Raw genomic sequence first — 16,643 nt, 5'->3', positions numbered from 1 at the left:
AACAAAAGAGCTCCGGAGTGCGTTATTGGGGGATACGCACTCCGGAGCGGCCTTTGGACAGGTGCCTTGCGGTTCCTGCTGACAATCAGCTTACGTGCCGATTTCCCGCACCGCCACCACCTCGAATAAGTACTTTTGCTTTAGTTTCAACCGTCCTGTTTTGGCCTTCCAGGCCCGTTCCCGGGCGGTTTCGTGGCCCGTCACGACGCGGCGGAACCGTCCTCGCCGTCCTCGTCCATCTCGTCCCCGGCCCGGTGCGCGTGCCGGGCCTGGACCGCCTTGGCGAGCGGCACGATCAGCACCGGCCGGCTCTGGTGGTGGCTCAGCCAGGACGCCACCGAACCGTTCAGGGCCTCGGAGATGCGGTGCCCGATCCCGGGCTCCGGGCTGCCCACGATGATCATGGAGGCGTTGAGTTCCGCGGCGAGCCGGCCGATCGCCCGGGCGGGATCGCCGGCCAGGAGCCGCAGGGTCCATTCCAGGCCGCTGCCCTGGGCGAGTTCGGTGATGCGTCCCTTCAGTCCCTGGCGCACGGCGGCGATGTCGGCGTCGTCCTTTTCCGGGTGCAGGGACAATCGGTGGGTGTCCCGGGAGGGGTCCCATTCGACGAGGTAACTGGCCTCGTCCACATAGGCGCACACCAAGGGCGCGTTGAGGCGCTGGGCGAAGGTGGCTGCCGTCTGGAACACCTCGGGATGCTGCTCCGGCACAATGCCGAGAAGCAACGGGTCCCGTCCGCTGAAGCCGTCAGACATACTCAAATTGTCGCGCGATGCCAGGCCAATGAACAGGCTTGGCGGACCTTGAAGAGTGCCCCGGCCGGGCCTAGCGTTAAGGCACAGAAAGGGGTGGTCCGCGTGGAAATCTTCATGTGGTGGCTGGATCTGGACTTGGAACACAAGGAATGGCTGCGGGAAAACCTTCGGGTCACGGAGCTGCCTTTGACGGTCCTTCAGGGAATCGCTGAAGCGGGCGGACCGCATCCGGACGATCCGGGCGGCGGCCTGAGTGCGGCGGACTGGGACTTCATCGAAACCCAGTCGGAGTTCGTGGACTAAGGCAGGCCTGCTGCTGTTGACGCCGTGCGTAGGCTTTAAGCGAATGGCTTTCGCTTAAAGATTTCCAATGGAGGAAAACAGCATGATGGGCACCGCTTCGGAACAACTCGGCATCAGTGTTCGAAACTGGCAGGAACCGGGCAACCTGGCGTGGTCGTTCCTGCACATGGATGAGCTGTTTCCGAGCGCGGTGATCCGCGCCGGGGGTGCGGCCGCCAGCAGTGCCGGACCGTCCGGCGTCGGGCCCGGAGCCCGCAGGCTCAAAGAACTGACCGTCACCCTGCCCGATGGTTCGGTCGATACCGTTGCTGGCGTCCTGGCGGGAACAAACACGGATGCCTGGCTGGTCATGCACAGCCGCGAGGTCCTCGCCGAGGAATACTTCGGCGGAATGGATGCCGGAACCAGGCATCTGCTGATGTCCGTCAGCAAGTCCGTTGTTTCCTCGGTTGTCGGCGTCTTGGTTGGGCAGGGAAAGATCGACACCGCGCGTCCGGTGGAGCACTACATTCCCGAGCTAGTCGGCAGCGGCTACCAGGGCGCCACCGTGCGGGACCTGCTGGACATGCGCAGTGGGATCAGGTTCTCGGAGGAGTACCTCGACCCGTCTTCCGAGGTGCGGCAACTAGATGAGGCCGTGGGCTGGGCACCGGCGCGCGGCGGGGCCGCAACACTCAAGGAATTCCTGCCGACGCTCGAGCTGGCGCGGGAGCACGGCGGTCATTTCGAATACCGCAGCTGCGAAACCGACGTGCTCGGCTGGTTGTGCGAAGCGGCCAGTGGCCGGCCGTTCGCCGAACTCGCCTCCGAGGTGCTGTGGCTGCGGCTCGGGGCCCGCCATGACGCGTTCATCACGGTCGATTCCTCCGGCACCGGCATGTTCGATGGCGGAATCTGCGCCACCCTCGGCGACATGGCCCTGTTCGGGGCCATGATCCGCGACGGCGGCGTCTCCCTGGGCGGCGAACGCCTGCTGGACACCGCCTGGGTTGACGACATCTTCGCCGGGGGCCCGGACTCCGCCGAGGCATTCGCGGCCGGCAAGGAATCCGAGGGCATGCCGGGAGGCCGGTACCGCAGCCAGTTCTGGTTCCTGTCCGACGACCCTGACACGGCTTACTGCCTCGGCATCCACGGGCAGATGGTCTACATCAACCGGCGCACCGGCGTCGTCGGCGTGAAGTTCTCCTCAACGGCGCTGCCCGTCGACCCCGTGGCGGGCCCGGCGGCCGCGGCGATGTTCGAGGCAATCAGCGCAGCATTGGGGCCCGCCACGAAGCCGTGAGGCCAGCGGCAAAGAAAACCGTTGCGGCCCGCTGGTGCGGGTGGTTGCATGGGGACCATGGCTAACGCAGAGAGTTACATCTTGGCGATCGGAACCAAAAAAGGCTTGTGGCTGGCGCACAGCACGGACCGCAAGGAATGGTCCCTCAACGGCCCGCACTTCCTCATGAGCGAGATCCCCAGCATCGGGATCGATACCCGTGGGGATTCCCCGCGCATCATGGTCGGCGTGCGGTCCGAACATTGGGGGCCCACGGTTGCCCACTCCGATGACCTTGGCGCCACCTGGACCGAACCGGAACAGGGCGCCATTTCCTTTCCCGAAGACACCGAGGCCGCCCTGGAGCGCGTCTGGCAGATCTACCCCGACGCCGAGTCCCGGCCCGGCGTCGTCTGGGCCGGTTGCGAGCCGATTTCCGTCTGGAAGTCCACCGACGGCGGTGAACACTTCGAACTGAACCGCGGGCTGTGGGACCACCCGCACCGCAGCGAATGGGGCGCCGGCTACGGCGGCGCCGCAGCCCACTCGATCGTGGTGGACCCGAGCGGGGAGAAGGTGCACATCGCCATGAGCACCGGCGGCGTCTACAGATCGCTCGACGGCGGTACCTCCTGGGAGGCCCGGAACAAGGGGATCTCGGCCTACTTCATGCCGGACCCCAACCCGGAGTTCGGCCAGTGCGTGCACAAGATCGCCGCGGATGCTGCCGTCGACGGCCGCCTCTACGCGCAGAACCACCACGGGGTGTACCGCACCGATGACGATGGCGAGAACTGGGAATCGATCGCGGAGGGCCTGCCCGCCGACTTCGGCTTCGTGATGCTCACGCACCCGCGCCGTTCCGGAACCGCATGGGTGGTCCCGCTGAAGGCCGACGGCGAGCGGATACCGCCGGACGGCCGGCTCGCCGTGCACCGGACCGACGACGCCGGCAGGTCCTGGAAGCGGCTTGAGACCGGGCTGCCGGACCACGAGTACAACTCGGTGCTGCGCGACGCCGCCTCGGTGGACACGGCGGAACCGGTCGGCGTGTACTTCGGGACGCGGGGCGGCGCGGTCTACGCCAGTGCGGATGAGGGCGAGAGCTTCACCGAGGTGGTTTCGCACCTGCCGGATGTGCTCTGCGTCCGGGCCGCAGTGGTGTCGGACGCGGTTGTGCCCGCGGCTTCGGTTCCTGCGTAGGAGCGCCGTTGGCTGACATCACCGTGGTGCTGCCGAGTGTCCTGCAGCCTCTCGCCGGCGGGCAGTCCGTGCTGACTGCGCCCGCCGGCGGTGCCGTGACGGTGGGTGCGCTGCTTGACGCTGTGACCGGAGATTACCCGGTGCTTGCCCGGAGGCTCCGGGACGAAACCGGAACCCTGCGCCGCTACGTGAATATTTACGTCAACGGCGAGGAAATCCGGCGCTTGAAAGGCTTGGAAACCGAAGTGGCTGCCGGCCAGGAGGTGTTGATCATCCAGTCCGTGGCCGGCGGTTGAGACGGTTGGGCGGGCTGGCTCAGGCAACTCGCCAGAGGGTGCATTCGTCCGTGTTGATGGCCTTGCGCAGGCCGCTCAGCTGGTCCATGATCCATACGACGCCGATGCCCGGCGCGGTCTCCTGGACGCTTCCCCTGCGGATGACGACGTCATCGTACGCGGGTCCAACGGAGAGGCGGGCCTCGATGTGGTCGCCGCGGTGCAGCTGGTCGAGGGTGCGGATTCGGGTGGTTCGGACTGGTACTTCCTTCAACATGGTGGCCTCCTTGGCTGGAGCTGCCAGCGTTTGCCGGCACTTCCAGTGTGGAGGGCGAATGTTGCAAGGCGGTTTCGGCTCCGTTTAACCCGCGCGTACGTACAGTTGAGGCCCCGAAATCCGAAGATCCGGGGCCTCAACTGTACGTTCGCGCTCCAGGGAAGGGGCGACGGCGGGTGGTGCGCTTCCTACCTCGAGCCGAGTTCCGCCGTCGGGGTCTTGAAGGACTCGCGGGCGGTGAGCGCGGAGACTGCGGCGACCAGGCAGATGGCGCCGGTGAAGAGGCTGATCTGCACCCAGCCGCCGGCCTTGGTGCCGCCGATCGCGGTGACGATTGCCGGGGCGAAGCCGGCCATCAGGAAGCCGAGCTGGGTGCCGATGGCCAGGCCGGAGAAGCGCACCCGGGTGCTGAACATTTCACCGTAGAAGGACGGCCACACGGCATTCGCGGCGGCGTAGCCGAGGGAGAAGTAGGCCACGGAAACCAGGAACATCAGCGGAACCATGCCCGATTCGAGGGTCAACAGGAACACGGGGGTCATGACGGCGCTGGCCAAGGCACCGTAGATGAACACGGGCTTGCGGCCGATCCGGTCGGCGAGCTTGCCGAAGAGCGGCTGGGTGCCGAGGGCCACGATGTTCGCGACCACCACGAGCCACAGGGTAATGGTGCTGCTGACATGGGCCACGTCCTGGGCGTATTTGATGGCCAGGGTGCCGAACACGGTGCTGACGGCGGCAATGAACGCGCAGCAGACAACGCGCAGTACGTCGCGCCAGTGCAGCTTCAGGAGGTCGGCCACGGGCAGCTTGGAGATCTGGTGGTGCTTCTTGGCCTCGGCGAACGCCGGCGGCTCGTGCAGGGTGCGGCGGATGAAGAAGGCCACCAGGACCACCACGGCGCTCAGCCAGAACGGGACGCGCCAGCCGATGCCGTACTTGATCTCGTCCGGAAGGGCGACCACGGGGATGAACACGAGCGCCGCGAGGATCTGGCCGCCCTGGGTGCCGGTGAGGGTCCAGGAGGTGAAGAAGGAACGGCGGTGGTCCGGCGCGTGCTCAAGCGTCATCGAGGATGCGCCGGCCTGCTCGCCCGCGGCGGAAAGGCCCTGGCACAGCCGGGCGAACACCAGCAGGGCGGGTGCCCACCAGCCGATGGTCCTGAAGTCAGGCAGGCAGCCGATAATGAAGGTGGCCGCGCCCATGAGGACCAGCGTGAACATTAGGACCCGCTGCCGGCCGATCCGGTCGCCGAAGTGGCCCAGGATCACGGCGCCCACCGGCCGCGCCACGTAGGCGAAGCCGAAGGTCGCGAAGGACATGATCGCCGCGTTGGCATCCGCACTCGGGAAGAAAACGTGCGGGAAGATCAAGGCCGCGGCGGAGCCGAAGATGAAGAAGTCGTAATACTCGACGGCGCTGCCCAGGAAGCTGGCGAGGGCAGCCTTCTTCGGGGTCCCCGGCTGCGTTGTGCCTGCGGTGCCGGCTCCCGGCGTCGTAGACGGGATCGTGTGACTCATGGTGTTCCTTCGGTGTGACGACGGTGTCGCATCTGGATGAAGCGGGGGTCCGTGGCGCTTCCCCGGCTGCTCTTCATGAGGCCGGTGGGAGGCGGTCCGGTGAACGTCTCGGCTGAGAGCCCTGACTGGAGGCTTCAGCGATACAGCTCCCACAATGTGGGAACTGTTTTTGCAATATAGAAATGATGACTGTGAGCGTGGTCACCTGTCAAGAAATCTTCTCACGATCTAGCTAAAGCTCTCACGATGTGGCAATCTTTCCCCATGAGCGTCAAAGAGGACACCAAAACAGACATGATCGGCAAGGCCCTGGGCCTCCTGGTGCTGCTGGGCAATGAGCCCAAAGGGGCCAGTGCCTCCGAGCTTTCCCGGCAGGCCGAACTGCCCTTCAGTACCACCTACCGCCTGCTCGGGTCCCTGACGCGCGACGGCTTCGTGGACTACGAACCGGACGGCCGCCGCTACCATCTCGGCCTGCGGGTGTTCCAGCTCGGCCAGCGCGTCTCCAACCATCACGGCTTCGCCGGCACGTCCCGTCCCATCCTGCAGAAGGTGACCGAGGGGACCGGCGAGGCCACCATCCTCGCCGTGCGGGACGGCCACCACCACCTCACCGTGAACAAGGTGGACGGGCCGCAGATGTTCCGGGTCACCAGCGACCCCGGATACCTCGGCAAGCTGCACACCACCGCCGTCGGCAAGGCCCTGGTGGCCTTCGCCCCCGACGACGAACGTGCCGAACTGCTCGAGGAGCTCGAACTGGAGCCACTCACCGAATTCTCCATCACTGACCGCGACGCCTTCCGGGCCGAAATCGAGAAGATCCGCCGCCAGGGCTTTGCGCTCATGGACGAGGAAAACGAAGTGGGCATGCGGGCCATTGCGGTGCCGGTCCTCAATGCCCAGGGTGTCGCCTTCGCCTCGCTCGCCACCGCCGCCCCGGTGTTCCGGATGACCGTGGAGCAGCTCCAGGCCGTGGTCCCCCTGCTGAGGGATGCCGCCGCGGAACTCTCCGCGCGCCTGCCGCAGCGCTGACGGGTTGCGCGAGCGTACAGCTGAGGCCCCAAATCTGCGGTTTTGAGGGCCCCAAGTGTACGTTCGCGCTCATCCGCCTGAAGCTTGTTCGCGATTAGAACACTAGTGCAATATGTGAACATGTTGTGTAAGCTGGTTCATACCGCAAGGCGCCGGGCTTCACGGACCCTCGCCATCGGAATTGTCAAAGGAGCAATGAGCATGAGCACTCGAGCCGAGTCCTATCTGGTGGGCCTGATCGGCGAGGGCGTCACGCCTTCCCTCTCGCCTGCCATGCACGAGCGCGAGGCGGACCGCCAGGGCCTGCGCTGCCTCTACCGCCCCATCGACCTGCTCGAACTCGCCCTGCCGGGTGCCGCCGTCGGCGATCTCCTCACCGCAGCGCACCGCATGGGCTTCAACGGCCTGAACATCACGCACCCCTGCAAGCAGCTGGTACTGCCGCACCTGGACGAAATCTCCGACGACGCCCGCCGCCTGGGTGCCGTGAACACCGTGCTGATCCGGGACGGCCGCTTCATCGGGCACAACACGGACTTTTCCGGCTTCGCCGCCGCGCTCGCGGGCGGCCTCCCGGGCGCCGCCCTGGACCGGGTGGTGCAGCTGGGCGCCGGCGGTGCCGGGTCCGCCGTCGCGTACGCCCTGCTGTCCGCGGGCGTCCGCATCCTGGACCTGGTGGACACGGACCCCGTCCGCTGCGCCGAACGCGCCGCCGAACTTTCCGGCTTCTTCCCGGAGGCCACCGTGACGCCCCGCTCGACGGCGGAGCTGCCGCAGCTCATGCCGCTGGCCGACGGCCTGGTGCACTGCACCCCGGTGGGCATGGCCGCGCATCCGGGCACCCCGCTGGACATGGCCCTCGTTGAAGCGCGGCACTGGGTGGCGGACATCGTCTACCGGCCGATCGAGACGCAGCTGGTGCATGAGGCCCGTGCCAAGGGCTGCCGGGTGCTCGACGGCGGGCGCATGGCCGTGGGCCAGGCCGCCGACGCCTTCCGCATCTTCACGGGCCGCGACGCCGACGCCGCCCGGATGCGCGAACACTTCCTCGAACTGATCGCCGCCGAGGACACGGTGGCCGCCTGATGCGCACCGGGATCGCCACCGTCTGCCTCTCCGGCACGCTCAAGGAAAAGATGCAGGCCTGCGCCATTGCGGGCTTCGACGGCATCGAGATCTTCGAACAGGACCTCGTCACCTCCGCGCTCAGCCCGGAGGCCGTCCGCACCATGGCCTCCGACCTCGGCCTGGGCCTGGACCTCTACCAGCCCTTCCGCGACTTCGACAGCGTCCCCGAGGAACTGCTCCGCGATAACCTGCGCCGCGCCGAGGCCAAATTCGAGCTCATGTCCCGCCTGGGCATGGACACCATGCTGGTGTGCAGCAACGTCGCCACCGCCGAAATCGACGACGACGACCTCCGCGCTTCCCAACTGGCGGAACTCGCGCAGCTGGCCGGGGAGCACGGCGTGAAGGTGGCGTACGAGGCGCTGGCCTGGGGCAAATACGTCAACGACTACGAGCACGCCCACCGCCTGGTGGAGATGGTGGACCACCCGAACCTGGGCACCTGCCTGGATTCGTTCCACATTCTTTCCCGCGACTGGGACACCGCACCGATTGAGAAGATCAACGCGGAGAAGGTCTTCTTCGTGCAGGTGGCGGACGCACCGAAGCTTTCCATGGACGTGCTCTCCTGGAGTCGCCACTACCGGGTTTTCCCCGGGGAGGGGCAGTTCGAGCTCGCCAAGTTCATGGGCCACGTGGTGCGCGCCGGCTACTCCGGGCCGGTGTCGCTGGAGGTCTTCAACGACGTCTTCCGCCAGTCCGACGTGGAGCGGACCGCCGTGGACGCGATGCGCTCGCTGATCTGGCTGGAAGAACAGAGCGCCAAATGGCTGGACGCGAACGACGCCGGTGCTGCCGCAGCCTCCGCCGCCGGAGCCTCCGGGGCGGGCCCGGCGAAGGTGACCGGCCGCCGTCGTTATCCGATGGAACTGGCCACGCTGCCCAAGGTGGCCGAACCGGCCGGCTTCAACTTCGCGGAGGTCAAGGCGGACGACACCGCCAGCCTCGAGAAGCTTCTGGGCCAGCTGGGCTTCGAGTTCGAGGGCCGGCACCGGACCAAGGACGTGCAGCTGTGGACCATGGGCCACGCCCGGGTGATCATCAACGAACAGGCGCCCTCGCACACCGAGCCCGCCATCGCGGCGCTGGGTTTCGATGTCGACTCCCCGGTGATTTCCTCCGCCCGCGCCCAGCAGCTCAAGGCCCCGGTGGTGCCGCGGAAGGTGCAGGCGGACGAGGAAGTGTTCCAGGGCATCGCGGCGCCGGACTCCACGGAGATCTTCCTGTGCCAGGGCAGCCCCGACGGCACTGCTGCGTGGACGCACGAATTCGGTGACGGTGTCTCCTCAGTTGCCGGAACGGGTGCCGTGATCGACCACGTGAACCTGGCCCAGCCCTGGCAGCACTTCGACGAAGCCGTGCTCTTCTACACGAGCGCCCTGGCCCTGGAACCCGCGCCGTTTGCCGAGGTGCCCAGCCCCTCCGGCCTGGTGCGCTCGCAGGTCATGCAGACCACGGACCGGGCCGTGCGCCTGGTCCTGAACCTGGCGCCGCTGATCCAGCAGGATGACACAGGACAGCAGGTCGGCAGGCACAAGAGCTACCAGGAACACATCGCCTTCGCGGTGGACGACCTGGTGGGACTCGCTCGCGCCGCGAGGAGCCGCGGCCTGGAGTTCCTGGAGATCCCGGCCAACTACTACGAGGACCTGGCCGCCCGCTTCAGCCTGGAGCCCGGCTTCCTGGCCACCTTGAAGGAGCTCAACCTGCTGTACGACCGCGATGCCAGCGGCGAATTCCTGCACTTCTACACCGCCACCGTGGGCAGCGTGTTCTTCGAAATGGTGGAACGCCGCGGCGGCTACGACGGTTACGGCGCCCCCAACGCCCCGGTGCGCCACGCCGTCCAATACGACCACGCCCGCAGCTCCCCCAACTGACTCGCATTTGTTGTCGTTTTGAGCCCTCAAAACGACAACAACTGCCAGCTAGTTGGGGAAACCGACCCCCGAAACGCAACCACCAAGTACGCAACCACCAAGTACGCAACCACCAAGTACGCAACCGAAAGGAGCCGGCCATGACCATCGACGCACATGGCACGCACCGCGCCGACAGCCGCCCGGAGCAGGACGCAGCTGTGCCGGGCATCGCTGCGCAGGACGCAGACTGGCAGGACGAAAACAACGAGCTCGTTCCGGCCGCCGAAGCCCATGCGGCCCACGTCCTGGACGCCGCAGCCGAGTCGCAGGCGGACATCAGCGCCGAAATCGCCGCGGTCGGCGAGGCCTACCGCCGCGAACTTGGCGACGGCGCCGCCCCGGAGACCCAGCCCCGCCTGGACTTCGCCCCGTACCGCAGCTCGCTCCTGCGCCACCCCACCAAGAGCCTGCACCACGCGGACCCGGAGACCATCGAGCTGTACTCGCCGGCCTTCGGCCACCAGGACGTGCACGCCCTGGAATCGGACCTCACCATCCAGCACAACGGCGAACCCCTCGGCGAGCGGATCATCGTGGCCGGCAAGGTGCTCGACGGCGACGGCCGCCCGGTCGCCGGCCAGCTGGTGGAGATCTGGCAGGCCAACGCCGCGGGCCGCTACGTCCACAAGCGCGACCAGCACCCCGCCCCGCTGGACCCGAACTTCACGGGCGTGGGCCGCTGCATCACGGGCCCGGACGGCTCCTACCGCTTCACCACCATCAAGCCCGGCGCCTACCCGTGGAAGAACCACCTCAACGCCTGGCGCCCGGCCCACATCCACTTTTCCCTGTTCGGCCAGGAGTTCACGCAGCGGATCGTCACCCAGATGTACTTCCCGGGCGACCAGCTCTTCCCGCTGGACCCGATCTACCAGTCGATCGTCGACCAGGACGCCCGCGACCGGCTCGTGGCCAACTACGACCATGAGCTCACCGGACCCGAATGGGCCCTTGGCTACACCTGGGACATCATCCTCACCGGGTCCAAGCGGACCTGGACCGAAAACGAAGCGTTTGGTACGGCCGGGGACAGCATTGATGAGGCAGAGGAGTAGGCAGAAATGAGCAAACTGACACCGACACCGGGCCAGACCGTTGGCCCCTTCTACGGCTACGCCCTGCCCTTCAACAAGGACAACGAGCTCCTGGCCCCCGGAACGCCCGGCAGCATCCGCCTTCAGGGCACCGTGTACGACGGCGCCGGCCACACCATCCCTGACGCCATCCTGGAGATCTGGCAGCCGGATGCCGAGGGCAACGTCGTCCAGCGCACCGGATCCCTGGTCCGCGACGGCTACACCTTCACCGGCTGGGGCCGTGGCGCCGTCGGGAACACCGGCGTTTTCACCTTCACCACGGTCAACCCCGGACCCACCTCGGAAGGTGCCGCGCCGTTCATCTCCGTGGCCGTCTTCGCGCGCGGCCTCATGAACCGGCTCTTCACCCGCATCTACCTGCCGGAGAACGAGGAAGCGCTCGCCAGCGATCCGCTGCTGTCCTCCCTTCCGGAAGAACGCCGCAAGACCCTCATCGCGCGCCGCGACCCCGACGGCGGCCTCACTTGGGACCTGCGCCTGCAGGGCCCGGATGAGACCGTGTTCCTTGACTTCCAGGGCACCGCCACCGGGACGGGCGCGTACCGATGAGCAGCTTCGGCCTGCTGAGCCCCGTGACGGCCTCGCCCGCGGTGCCTGCGTTGACGGGCGAGCGGGCGGTGCTCGCGGCGATCCTCGACGTCGAGGCCGCTTGGGCTGCCGTCCTCGAAGAGGCGGGCCTGGCACCGGAGGGCGCGGCCGCCGTCGTCGAGCAGGCAGCTGACCCGGCGCTCTACGACCCGGAGGCCATTGCCGAACGCTCCCAGGGCGGCGGCAACCCGGTGATCCCGCTGCTGGGTGACCTCCGGGCGCGGGTCCGTTCGGCGGACCCGGCAGCGCTGGCCGCCGTGCATAGCTCGCTGACCAGCCAGGACGTGCTGGACTCCGCCCTCATGCTGCTTGCTTCCCGCGTGCGCGCCGCCGTGCTCAGCGAAGTCAGGGGCACGACGACGGCGCTCGCCGCCCTCGCGGATCAACATGCGGACACGCTGTGCGTCGGCAGGAGCCTGACGCAGCACGCGCTGCCGTACACCTTCGGGCTGAAGGCCGCGCAGTGGTTCCAGGGCGTGGCCGCCGCGGCCCGCCGCCTGGACTTGCTGGAGCTGCCGCTGCAGTTCGGCGGCGCCGGCGGGACCCTGGCCTCGGCCACCGTGCTGACCGCGGGAACCGCTTCCGGCCCCTTCGAGCTGGCCGATGTCCTCGCCGCGAAGCTTAGCCTCGCCGCCGCCCCGGCGCCGTGGCACACGAACCGCCTCCCGGTAACCGGGCTGGGGGACGCGCTGGCAGCCCTCACGGACGCCTTCGGGAAAATCGCCGCGGACGTGGTCTTCCTCAGCCGCCCCGAGGTGGCCGAGCTCGGGGAGCCGCTGACCGCCGGCCGGGGGGTCTCCTCGGCCATGCCGCAGAAGCAGAACCCTGTGCTGTCGGTGCTGGTCCGCAGCGCGGCGCTGCAGGCCCCGGCCGCCGCCGGGCAACTGCACCTGGCCGCCGCCACCTTCAACGACGAACGCCCGGACGGTGCTTGGCACAGCGAATGGCCGGCCTTGCACAGCCTGCTCGCCCTGACGCTCGGCGCCGCCGTGCAACTGCGCGAACTCGCCGAAGGCCTGCGGGTCTTCCCCGACGCCATGCGCCGCAACCTGGAACTCTCCGGACCGCTGCTGCTCAGCGAGGCCGTGGCCGCCGCCGTCGGGCCCCTGCTGGGTGCCGGCGGGAAGCAGGAGCTGCAGGCCGTCGTCGACGCCGTGCTGCAGGTCCCTGCCACCGAACAGGCCGCCACCTACGCGAAGCTGCTGCGCGACGCCGTCCCGGCGGAGCTGCTCCCGGATGCTCGGCTGGCCGAGCTGCTGGACCCCGCCAACTACCTGGGCGAGGCGGCGGAAATCAGCCGCCGCATCCTCGCCGCCTACCCGGACTACGCCGCAACAACCATGAAGGGAGCCACCCATGCCTAAGCCAGGCATCAAGGCCGTGCTGCTTTCCCCGCAGCGACCCCTCGGCGAGAAGCCACTCCTCGTGGTGGGCCCCTCGCTCGGTACCTCCACCATCCTGTGGAACGGGACCGCCGAACTGCTGGGCGGCGAGTACGACGTGATCGGCTGGGACCTCCCGGGCCACGGCGTCTCTCCCGCAGCCACGGAGACCTTCAGCGTGGCCGAACTTGCCGACGCCGTCGTGGAGCTGGTGGATTCGGTGGCACCGGGTTCGCGGTTCCACTACGCCGGGGTCTCCCTCGGCGGCGCCACTGGCCTCCAGCTGGGCATCAAGCACGGCGAACGGCTCCTCAGCCTCTCCGTGCAGTGCTCCGGTGCGAAGCTCGGCACCCCGGAGGGTTGGCTGGAACGGGCCGACACCGTCCGGAACCAAGGCACGCCCGTGATGATCCAGGGCTCGGCGCAGCGCTGGTTCGGCGCCGGCTTCATGGACCGCGAACCCGGTGTCAGCAGCCGGCTCCTGCACGTGCTGCGCGACACCGACCGCTTCAGCTACGCCTTCTGCTGCGAGGCGCTCGCGGATTTCGACGTCCGCGCCGAACTCGGCACGATCACCGTCCCCACCCAGGTGGTTGCCGGTGTTGAAGACACGGTGGCACCGCCGTCGACCGCTGCGGAAGTGGCGGACGGAATTACCGCCGGCGGCGGCACCGCCGTTGTTGAAACGCTCGACGGCGTCGCGCACCTCGCGCCCGCCGAGGCACCGGCCGCCGTCGCGGATTTGATGCGCGGCTTCATGAAGGAGGCTTCGGCATGAGTTCTAATCGACACGGTGCCGTCCAGCCGGACGCCACCTCCCGGGAAATCTACGACGCCGGCATGCTGGTGCGGCGCGAGGTGCTCGGCGACGCGCACGTAGACCGCGCCAACGCGGCGAAGGACGAGTTCACCGACGACTTCCAGGACATGATCACCCGGATCGCCTGGGGCGGGATCTGGACCCGGCCCGGCCTCTCCCGGCAAATGCGCTCCGCCGTCACCATCACCGCGATGGTGGCGCACGGGCACTGGGAAGAACTGGCCATGCACATCCGCGCCGCCCTCCGGAACGGCCTGGACCGGGATGAAATCAAGGAAATCCTGCTCCAGACCGCCATCTACTGCGGGGTTCCCTCCGCCAACACCGCCTTCAAGACAGCCCAGAACGTCTTCGCGGACCTCGACTCCGCCCCCACCCCACCCAACTAGCTCGCACTTAATGTCGTTTTGAGCCCTCAAAACGACAACAAATGCGAGTCAGTTGGGCAAGAACCCCAGATAAGGAAACTCCATGAACCAGGCCTACGTGTACGACGCCGTGCGCACGCCCTTCGGCAAGTTCGGCTCCGGGCTCGCCGGTGTCCGCCCTGACGACCTCGCCGCCCACGTGGTCCGCGAGTCCGTGAAGCGCGCCCCGGCCCTCGACGTCGAACGCATCGACGAGGTGGTATTCGGCAACGCCAACGGCGCGGGCGAGGAGAACCGCAACGTGGCCCGTATGGCCACCCTGCTGGCCGGGCTTCCGGTCTCCATCCCCGGCACCACGGTGAACCGGCTCTGCGGCTCCTCCCTCGACGCCGCGATCATCGCCTCCCGCCAGATCAACGCCGGCGACGCCGAACTCATGCTTGTGGGCGGCGCCGAATCGATGTCCCGCGCCCCTTGGGTGCTGCCCAAGACCGCCAAGCCCTACCCGGCCGGGGACATGACCCTGGCCTCCACCACCCTGGGCTGGCGCCTGGTCAACCCTTTGATGAACCCCGAATGGACCATATCCCTCGGTGAGGCCACCGAACGCCTCCGCGAAAAGTACGGCATCACCCGCGAACGCCAGGACGAATTCGCCGCGGCCTCGCACAACCTCGCCGCGGCGGCCTGGGACGAGGGCTTCTACGACAACCTCGTGATGCCGGTGCCGGGCACCGAACTGGTCCGCGACGAGGGCATCCGTGCCGGTTCGACGGCGGAGAAGCTCGCCGGCCTGAAGACCGTGTTCCGGGCGGAGACTTCCGGGCCCGACGGCGGCGCTGCTTCCGGCGGCACTGTCACCGCCGGGAACGCCTCACCCTTGTCCGACGGCGCCTCCGCGGCGTGGATCGGATCCGAGGCTGCCTCCGGATTGCTCGGCCTGGAGCCCTTGGCCCGCATCGCCGGGCGCGGGGCGCACGGCAACGATCCCCAGTTCTTCGGCTTCGCCCCGGTTGAAGCGGCGAACAAGGCCCTTGCGAAGGCGGGCATCGGCTGGGACCAGGTGGGCGCCGTCGAACTCAACGAGGCGTTCGCCGCGCAGTCGCTGGCCTGCATCGATGCGTGGGGGATCGACCCCGCGATCGTGAACAGGCACGGCGGCGCGATCGCCATGGGCCACCCGCTGGGCGCCTCCGGCACCCGCATCCTCGGCACCCTGGCCCGCTCGCTCCAGGCAAGCGGTGAGCGGTGGGGTGTCGCGGCGATCTGCATCGGCGTAGGGCAGGGCCTGGCCGTTGTGCTCGAAAACGTCACTACTGGTGTTTCGGAATAAGGAGCATAAGGGACATGCTGACCTTTGTTGATTCTGTGGGCGAGGCCGTGGCCGGGATCAAGGACGGATCCACCGTCATGATCGGCGGCTTCGGCAACGCCGGGCAGCCCTTCGAACTCATCGACGCGCTGCTGGATTCCGGCGCCACGGACCTCACCGTGGTGAACAATAACGCCGGGCAGGGGGACCAAGGCCTGGCGCTGCTCATCAAGGAAGGCCGGGTGCGGAAAATGATCTGCTCCTTCCCGCGGCAGTCCGATTCCTGGCACTTCGACGCCAAGTACAAGGCCGGGGAGATCGAGCTCGAACTGGTTCCGCAGGGCAACCTGGCCGAGCGCATCCGTGCGGCCGGGGCCGGCATCGGCGGTTTCTTCACGCCCACCGGCTACGGCACCATGCTCGCCGAAGGCAAGGAAACCCGCTTCCTGGACGGCAAATGGCAGGTCTTCGAAACCCCTATCCACGCCGACGTCGCCCTCATCAAGGCACTGAAGGCGGACGGCAAGGGCAACCTCGTGTACCGCAAGACCGCGCGGAACTTCGGCCCGATCATGGCGGCCGCGGCGAAGCACAGCATCGTCCAGGTTTCGGAGATCGTGCCCATCGGCGCCCTGGACCCGGAGAACATCGTGACCCCCGGGATTTACGTCAACAGCGTCGTCCGGGTTGCTTCTGCAACAGAAAAGGTGGCCTGAGATGAGCACCCTCGAAACCTCCCTTCAAACGTCCGCCGAGCCGCTGGGCCGCAACGAACTCGCCGCCCTCGTGGCGCGGGACATTGTTCCCGGCTCCTTCGTGAACCTGGGTATCGGGCAGCCCACGCTGGTGTCCAACTACCTCACCGAGGAGCAGAACATCACGCTCCACACCGAGAACGGCATGCTCGGCATGGGCCCGGAAGCCGTGGGGGATCAGATCGACGGCGACCTCATCAACGCCGGCAAGATCCCCGTCACCGAACTTCCCGGGGCGTCCTACTTCCACCATGCCGATTCCTTCGCGATCATGCGCGGCGGGCACCTGGACATCTGCGTGCTGGGCGCCTTCCAGGTCTCGGCGGGCGGCGACCTGGCGAACTGGCACACCGGCGCGCCGGACGCGATTCCCGCCGTCGGGGGTGCGATGGACCTGGCCACGGGTGCCAAGGATGTGTTCGTGATGATGACGCTGCTGACCCGCGACGGGGTGTCCAAGCTCGTTGAGCAGTGCACGTACCCGTTGACCGGGGTGGGCTGCGTGACCCGCGTCTACACGGACAAGGCCGTGTTCCTCACCGGGCCCGACGGCGTCACCGTGCGCGAGACCTTCGGCTGCACCTTCGAGGAACTCCAGGCCCTCGTCCCGCTGCCGCTGAAGCCCGCCGTTTCTTGAGC

18 protein-coding genes are annotated in these 16,643 nt (G+C 67.7%); 15 read left to right on the top strand and 3 right to left on the bottom strand.

Annotated features, from left to right (window positions below):
* Nucleotides 1-200: 200 nt before the first annotated feature.
* Complete coding sequence (locus ACN9M4_RS19690; protein WP_426300933.1) at nt 201-755, bottom strand: universal stress protein; 555 nt, start codon at nt 753-755, stop codon at nt 201-203.
* Nucleotides 756-857: 102 nt separating this feature from the next.
* On the opposite strand from ACN9M4_RS19690, the gene ACN9M4_RS19685 reads away from it, so the two are divergent.
* From ACN9M4_RS19685 to ACN9M4_RS19670, 4 genes are all read left to right on the top strand, one after another.
* Nucleotides 858-1,058, top strand: a complete 201-nt coding sequence (locus tag ACN9M4_RS19685) for a hypothetical protein (protein WP_426300931.1) — start codon at nt 858-860, stop codon at nt 1,056-1,058.
* 67 nt (nt 1,059-1,125) lie between these two features.
* Nucleotides 1,126-2,343 (top strand): serine hydrolase domain-containing protein, encoded by a 1,218-nt coding sequence (locus ACN9M4_RS19680; RefSeq protein ID WP_426300929.1) that lies wholly within the window; start codon nt 1,126-1,128, stop codon nt 2,341-2,343.
* A gap of 48 nt (nt 2,344-2,391) precedes the next feature.
* Nucleotides 2,392-3,525 (top strand): WD40/YVTN/BNR-like repeat-containing protein, encoded by a 1,134-nt coding sequence (locus ACN9M4_RS19675; protein WP_426300927.1) that lies wholly within the window; start codon nt 2,392-2,394, stop codon nt 3,523-3,525.
* Between the two features lie 8 nt (nt 3,526-3,533).
* Nucleotides 3,534-3,821: a MoaD/ThiS family protein gene (locus tag ACN9M4_RS19670; RefSeq protein WP_426300925.1), complete on the top strand. Its 288-nt coding sequence runs from the start codon at nt 3,534-3,536 to the stop codon at nt 3,819-3,821.
* Between the two features lie 19 nt (nt 3,822-3,840).
* Here the strand turns inward: ACN9M4_RS19670 and ACN9M4_RS19665 are convergent, their stop codons facing one another.
* A complete protein-coding gene (locus tag ACN9M4_RS19665) occupies nt 3,841-4,077 on the bottom strand; it encodes a hypothetical protein (protein ID WP_074588815.1) in 237 nt (78 codons plus the stop codon).
* Between the two features lie 188 nt (nt 4,078-4,265).
* On the bottom strand, nt 4,266-5,597 hold the full coding sequence (locus ACN9M4_RS19660) for an MFS transporter (RefSeq protein ID WP_426300923.1): 1,332 nt from the start codon (nt 5,595-5,597) through the stop codon (nt 4,266-4,268).
* 264 nt (nt 5,598-5,861) lie between these two features.
* Between ACN9M4_RS19660 and ACN9M4_RS19655 the strand changes: the two genes are divergently transcribed.
* The 11 genes from ACN9M4_RS19655 (at nt 5,862) to ACN9M4_RS19605 (ending at nt 16,641) form a co-directional block, all read left to right on the top strand.
* A complete protein-coding gene (locus tag ACN9M4_RS19655) occupies nt 5,862-6,632 on the top strand; it encodes an IclR family transcriptional regulator (RefSeq protein WP_426300921.1) in 771 nt (256 codons plus the stop codon).
* 201 nt (nt 6,633-6,833) lie between these two features.
* The gene (locus ACN9M4_RS19650; protein ID WP_426300919.1) at nt 6,834-7,718 is read left to right on the top strand and encodes a shikimate dehydrogenase; all 885 of its coding nucleotides are present in this window, start codon (nt 6,834-6,836) and stop codon (nt 7,716-7,718) included.
* Nucleotides 7,718-9,640: a bifunctional sugar phosphate isomerase/epimerase/4-hydroxyphenylpyruvate dioxygenase family protein gene (locus ACN9M4_RS19645; RefSeq protein ID WP_426300917.1), complete on the top strand. Its 1,923-nt coding sequence runs from the start codon at nt 7,718-7,720 to the stop codon at nt 9,638-9,640. The genes ACN9M4_RS19650 and ACN9M4_RS19645 overlap by 1 nt, the downstream gene beginning before the upstream one ends.
* Before the next feature lie 140 nt (nt 9,641-9,780).
* Nucleotides 9,781-10,737 carry a protocatechuate 3,4-dioxygenase subunit beta gene (gene pcaH / locus ACN9M4_RS19640; protein WP_426300915.1) on the top strand — a complete coding sequence of 319 codons (957 nt, stop codon included), beginning with the start codon at nt 9,781-9,783 and terminating at the stop codon, nt 10,735-10,737.
* Nucleotides 10,738-10,743: 6 nt separating this feature from the next.
* Nucleotides 10,744-11,328: a protocatechuate 3,4-dioxygenase subunit alpha gene (pcaG, locus tag ACN9M4_RS19635; RefSeq protein ID WP_426300913.1), complete on the top strand. Its 585-nt coding sequence runs from the start codon at nt 10,744-10,746 to the stop codon at nt 11,326-11,328.
* The gene (locus ACN9M4_RS19630) at nt 11,325-12,731 is read left to right on the top strand and encodes a lyase family protein (protein ID WP_426300911.1); all 1,407 of its coding nucleotides are present in this window, start codon (nt 11,325-11,327) and stop codon (nt 12,729-12,731) included. The genes pcaG and ACN9M4_RS19630 overlap by 4 nt, the downstream gene beginning before the upstream one ends.
* Nucleotides 12,724-13,527, top strand: a complete 804-nt coding sequence (locus ACN9M4_RS19625; RefSeq protein WP_426300909.1) for an alpha/beta fold hydrolase — start codon at nt 12,724-12,726, stop codon at nt 13,525-13,527. Before ACN9M4_RS19630 ends, ACN9M4_RS19625 begins: the two co-directional genes overlap by 8 nt.
* The gene (pcaC, locus tag ACN9M4_RS19620; RefSeq protein ID WP_426300907.1) at nt 13,524-13,958 is read left to right on the top strand and encodes a 4-carboxymuconolactone decarboxylase; all 435 of its coding nucleotides are present in this window, start codon (nt 13,524-13,526) and stop codon (nt 13,956-13,958) included. The genes ACN9M4_RS19625 and pcaC overlap by 4 nt, the downstream gene beginning before the upstream one ends.
* Before the next feature lie 82 nt (nt 13,959-14,040).
* On the top strand, nt 14,041-15,270 hold the full coding sequence (locus tag ACN9M4_RS19615; protein WP_426300905.1) for a thiolase family protein: 1,230 nt from the start codon (nt 14,041-14,043) through the stop codon (nt 15,268-15,270).
* A 14-nt stretch (nt 15,271-15,284) separates the two neighbouring features.
* Nucleotides 15,285-15,965 carry a 3-oxoacid CoA-transferase subunit A gene (locus ACN9M4_RS19610; protein WP_426300903.1) on the top strand — a complete coding sequence of 227 codons (681 nt, stop codon included), beginning with the start codon at nt 15,285-15,287 and terminating at the stop codon, nt 15,963-15,965.
* A gap of 1 nt (nt 15,966) precedes the next feature.
* Nucleotides 15,967-16,641: a 3-oxoacid CoA-transferase subunit B gene (locus tag ACN9M4_RS19605; RefSeq protein ID WP_426300901.1), complete on the top strand. Its 675-nt coding sequence runs from the start codon at nt 15,967-15,969 to the stop codon at nt 16,639-16,641.
* The last annotated feature ends 2 nt before the right edge of the window (nt 16,642-16,643 follow it).

The sequence above is a fragment of the Arthrobacter sp. R-11 genome, assembly GCF_049913155.1.
In the GTDB taxonomy this organism is placed as follows: Bacteria; Actinomycetota; Actinomycetes; order Actinomycetales; family Micrococcaceae; genus Arthrobacter.
Note: the sequence above shows the minus strand (reverse complement) of the source record. Positions and strands in the feature narration are given on the sequence as shown.

Excerpts from the sequence above, each read along its gene's own strand:
- ACN9M4_RS19690 (WP_426300933.1), bottom strand. The coding sequence starts at position 755 with ATGTCTGACGGCTTCAGCGGACGGGACCCGTTGCTTCTCGGCATTGTG.
- ACN9M4_RS19680 (WP_426300929.1), top strand. The coding sequence starts at position 1,126 with ATGGAGGAAAACAGCATGATGGGCACCGCTTCGGAACAACTCGGCATC.
- ACN9M4_RS19675 (WP_426300927.1), top strand. The coding sequence starts at position 2,392 with ATGGGGACCATGGCTAACGCAGAGAGTTACATCTTGGCGATCGGAACC.
- ACN9M4_RS19665 (WP_074588815.1), bottom strand. The coding sequence starts at position 4,077 with ATGTTGAAGGAAGTACCAGTCCGAACCACCCGAATCCGCACCCTCGAC.
- ACN9M4_RS19660 (WP_426300923.1), bottom strand. The coding sequence starts at position 5,597 with ATGAGTCACACGATCCCGTCTACGACGCCGGGAGCCGGCACCGCAGGC.
- ACN9M4_RS19655 (WP_426300921.1), top strand. The coding sequence starts at position 5,862 with ATGAGCGTCAAAGAGGACACCAAAACAGACATGATCGGCAAGGCCCTG.
- ACN9M4_RS19650 (WP_426300919.1), top strand. The coding sequence starts at position 6,834 with ATGAGCACTCGAGCCGAGTCCTATCTGGTGGGCCTGATCGGCGAGGGC.
- ACN9M4_RS19645 (WP_426300917.1), top strand. The coding sequence starts at position 7,718 with ATGCGCACCGGGATCGCCACCGTCTGCCTCTCCGGCACGCTCAAGGAA.
- pcaH (WP_426300915.1), top strand. The coding sequence starts at position 9,781 with ATGACCATCGACGCACATGGCACGCACCGCGCCGACAGCCGCCCGGAG.
- pcaG (WP_426300913.1), top strand. The coding sequence starts at position 10,744 with ATGAGCAAACTGACACCGACACCGGGCCAGACCGTTGGCCCCTTCTAC.
- ACN9M4_RS19630 (WP_426300911.1), top strand. The coding sequence starts at position 11,325 with ATGAGCAGCTTCGGCCTGCTGAGCCCCGTGACGGCCTCGCCCGCGGTG.
- ACN9M4_RS19625 (WP_426300909.1), top strand. The coding sequence starts at position 12,724 with ATGCCTAAGCCAGGCATCAAGGCCGTGCTGCTTTCCCCGCAGCGACCC.
- pcaC (WP_426300907.1), top strand. The coding sequence starts at position 13,524 with ATGAGTTCTAATCGACACGGTGCCGTCCAGCCGGACGCCACCTCCCGG.
- ACN9M4_RS19615 (WP_426300905.1), top strand. The coding sequence starts at position 14,041 with ATGAACCAGGCCTACGTGTACGACGCCGTGCGCACGCCCTTCGGCAAG.
- ACN9M4_RS19610 (WP_426300903.1), top strand. The coding sequence starts at position 15,285 with ATGCTGACCTTTGTTGATTCTGTGGGCGAGGCCGTGGCCGGGATCAAG.
- ACN9M4_RS19605 (WP_426300901.1), top strand. The coding sequence starts at position 15,967 with ATGAGCACCCTCGAAACCTCCCTTCAAACGTCCGCCGAGCCGCTGGGC.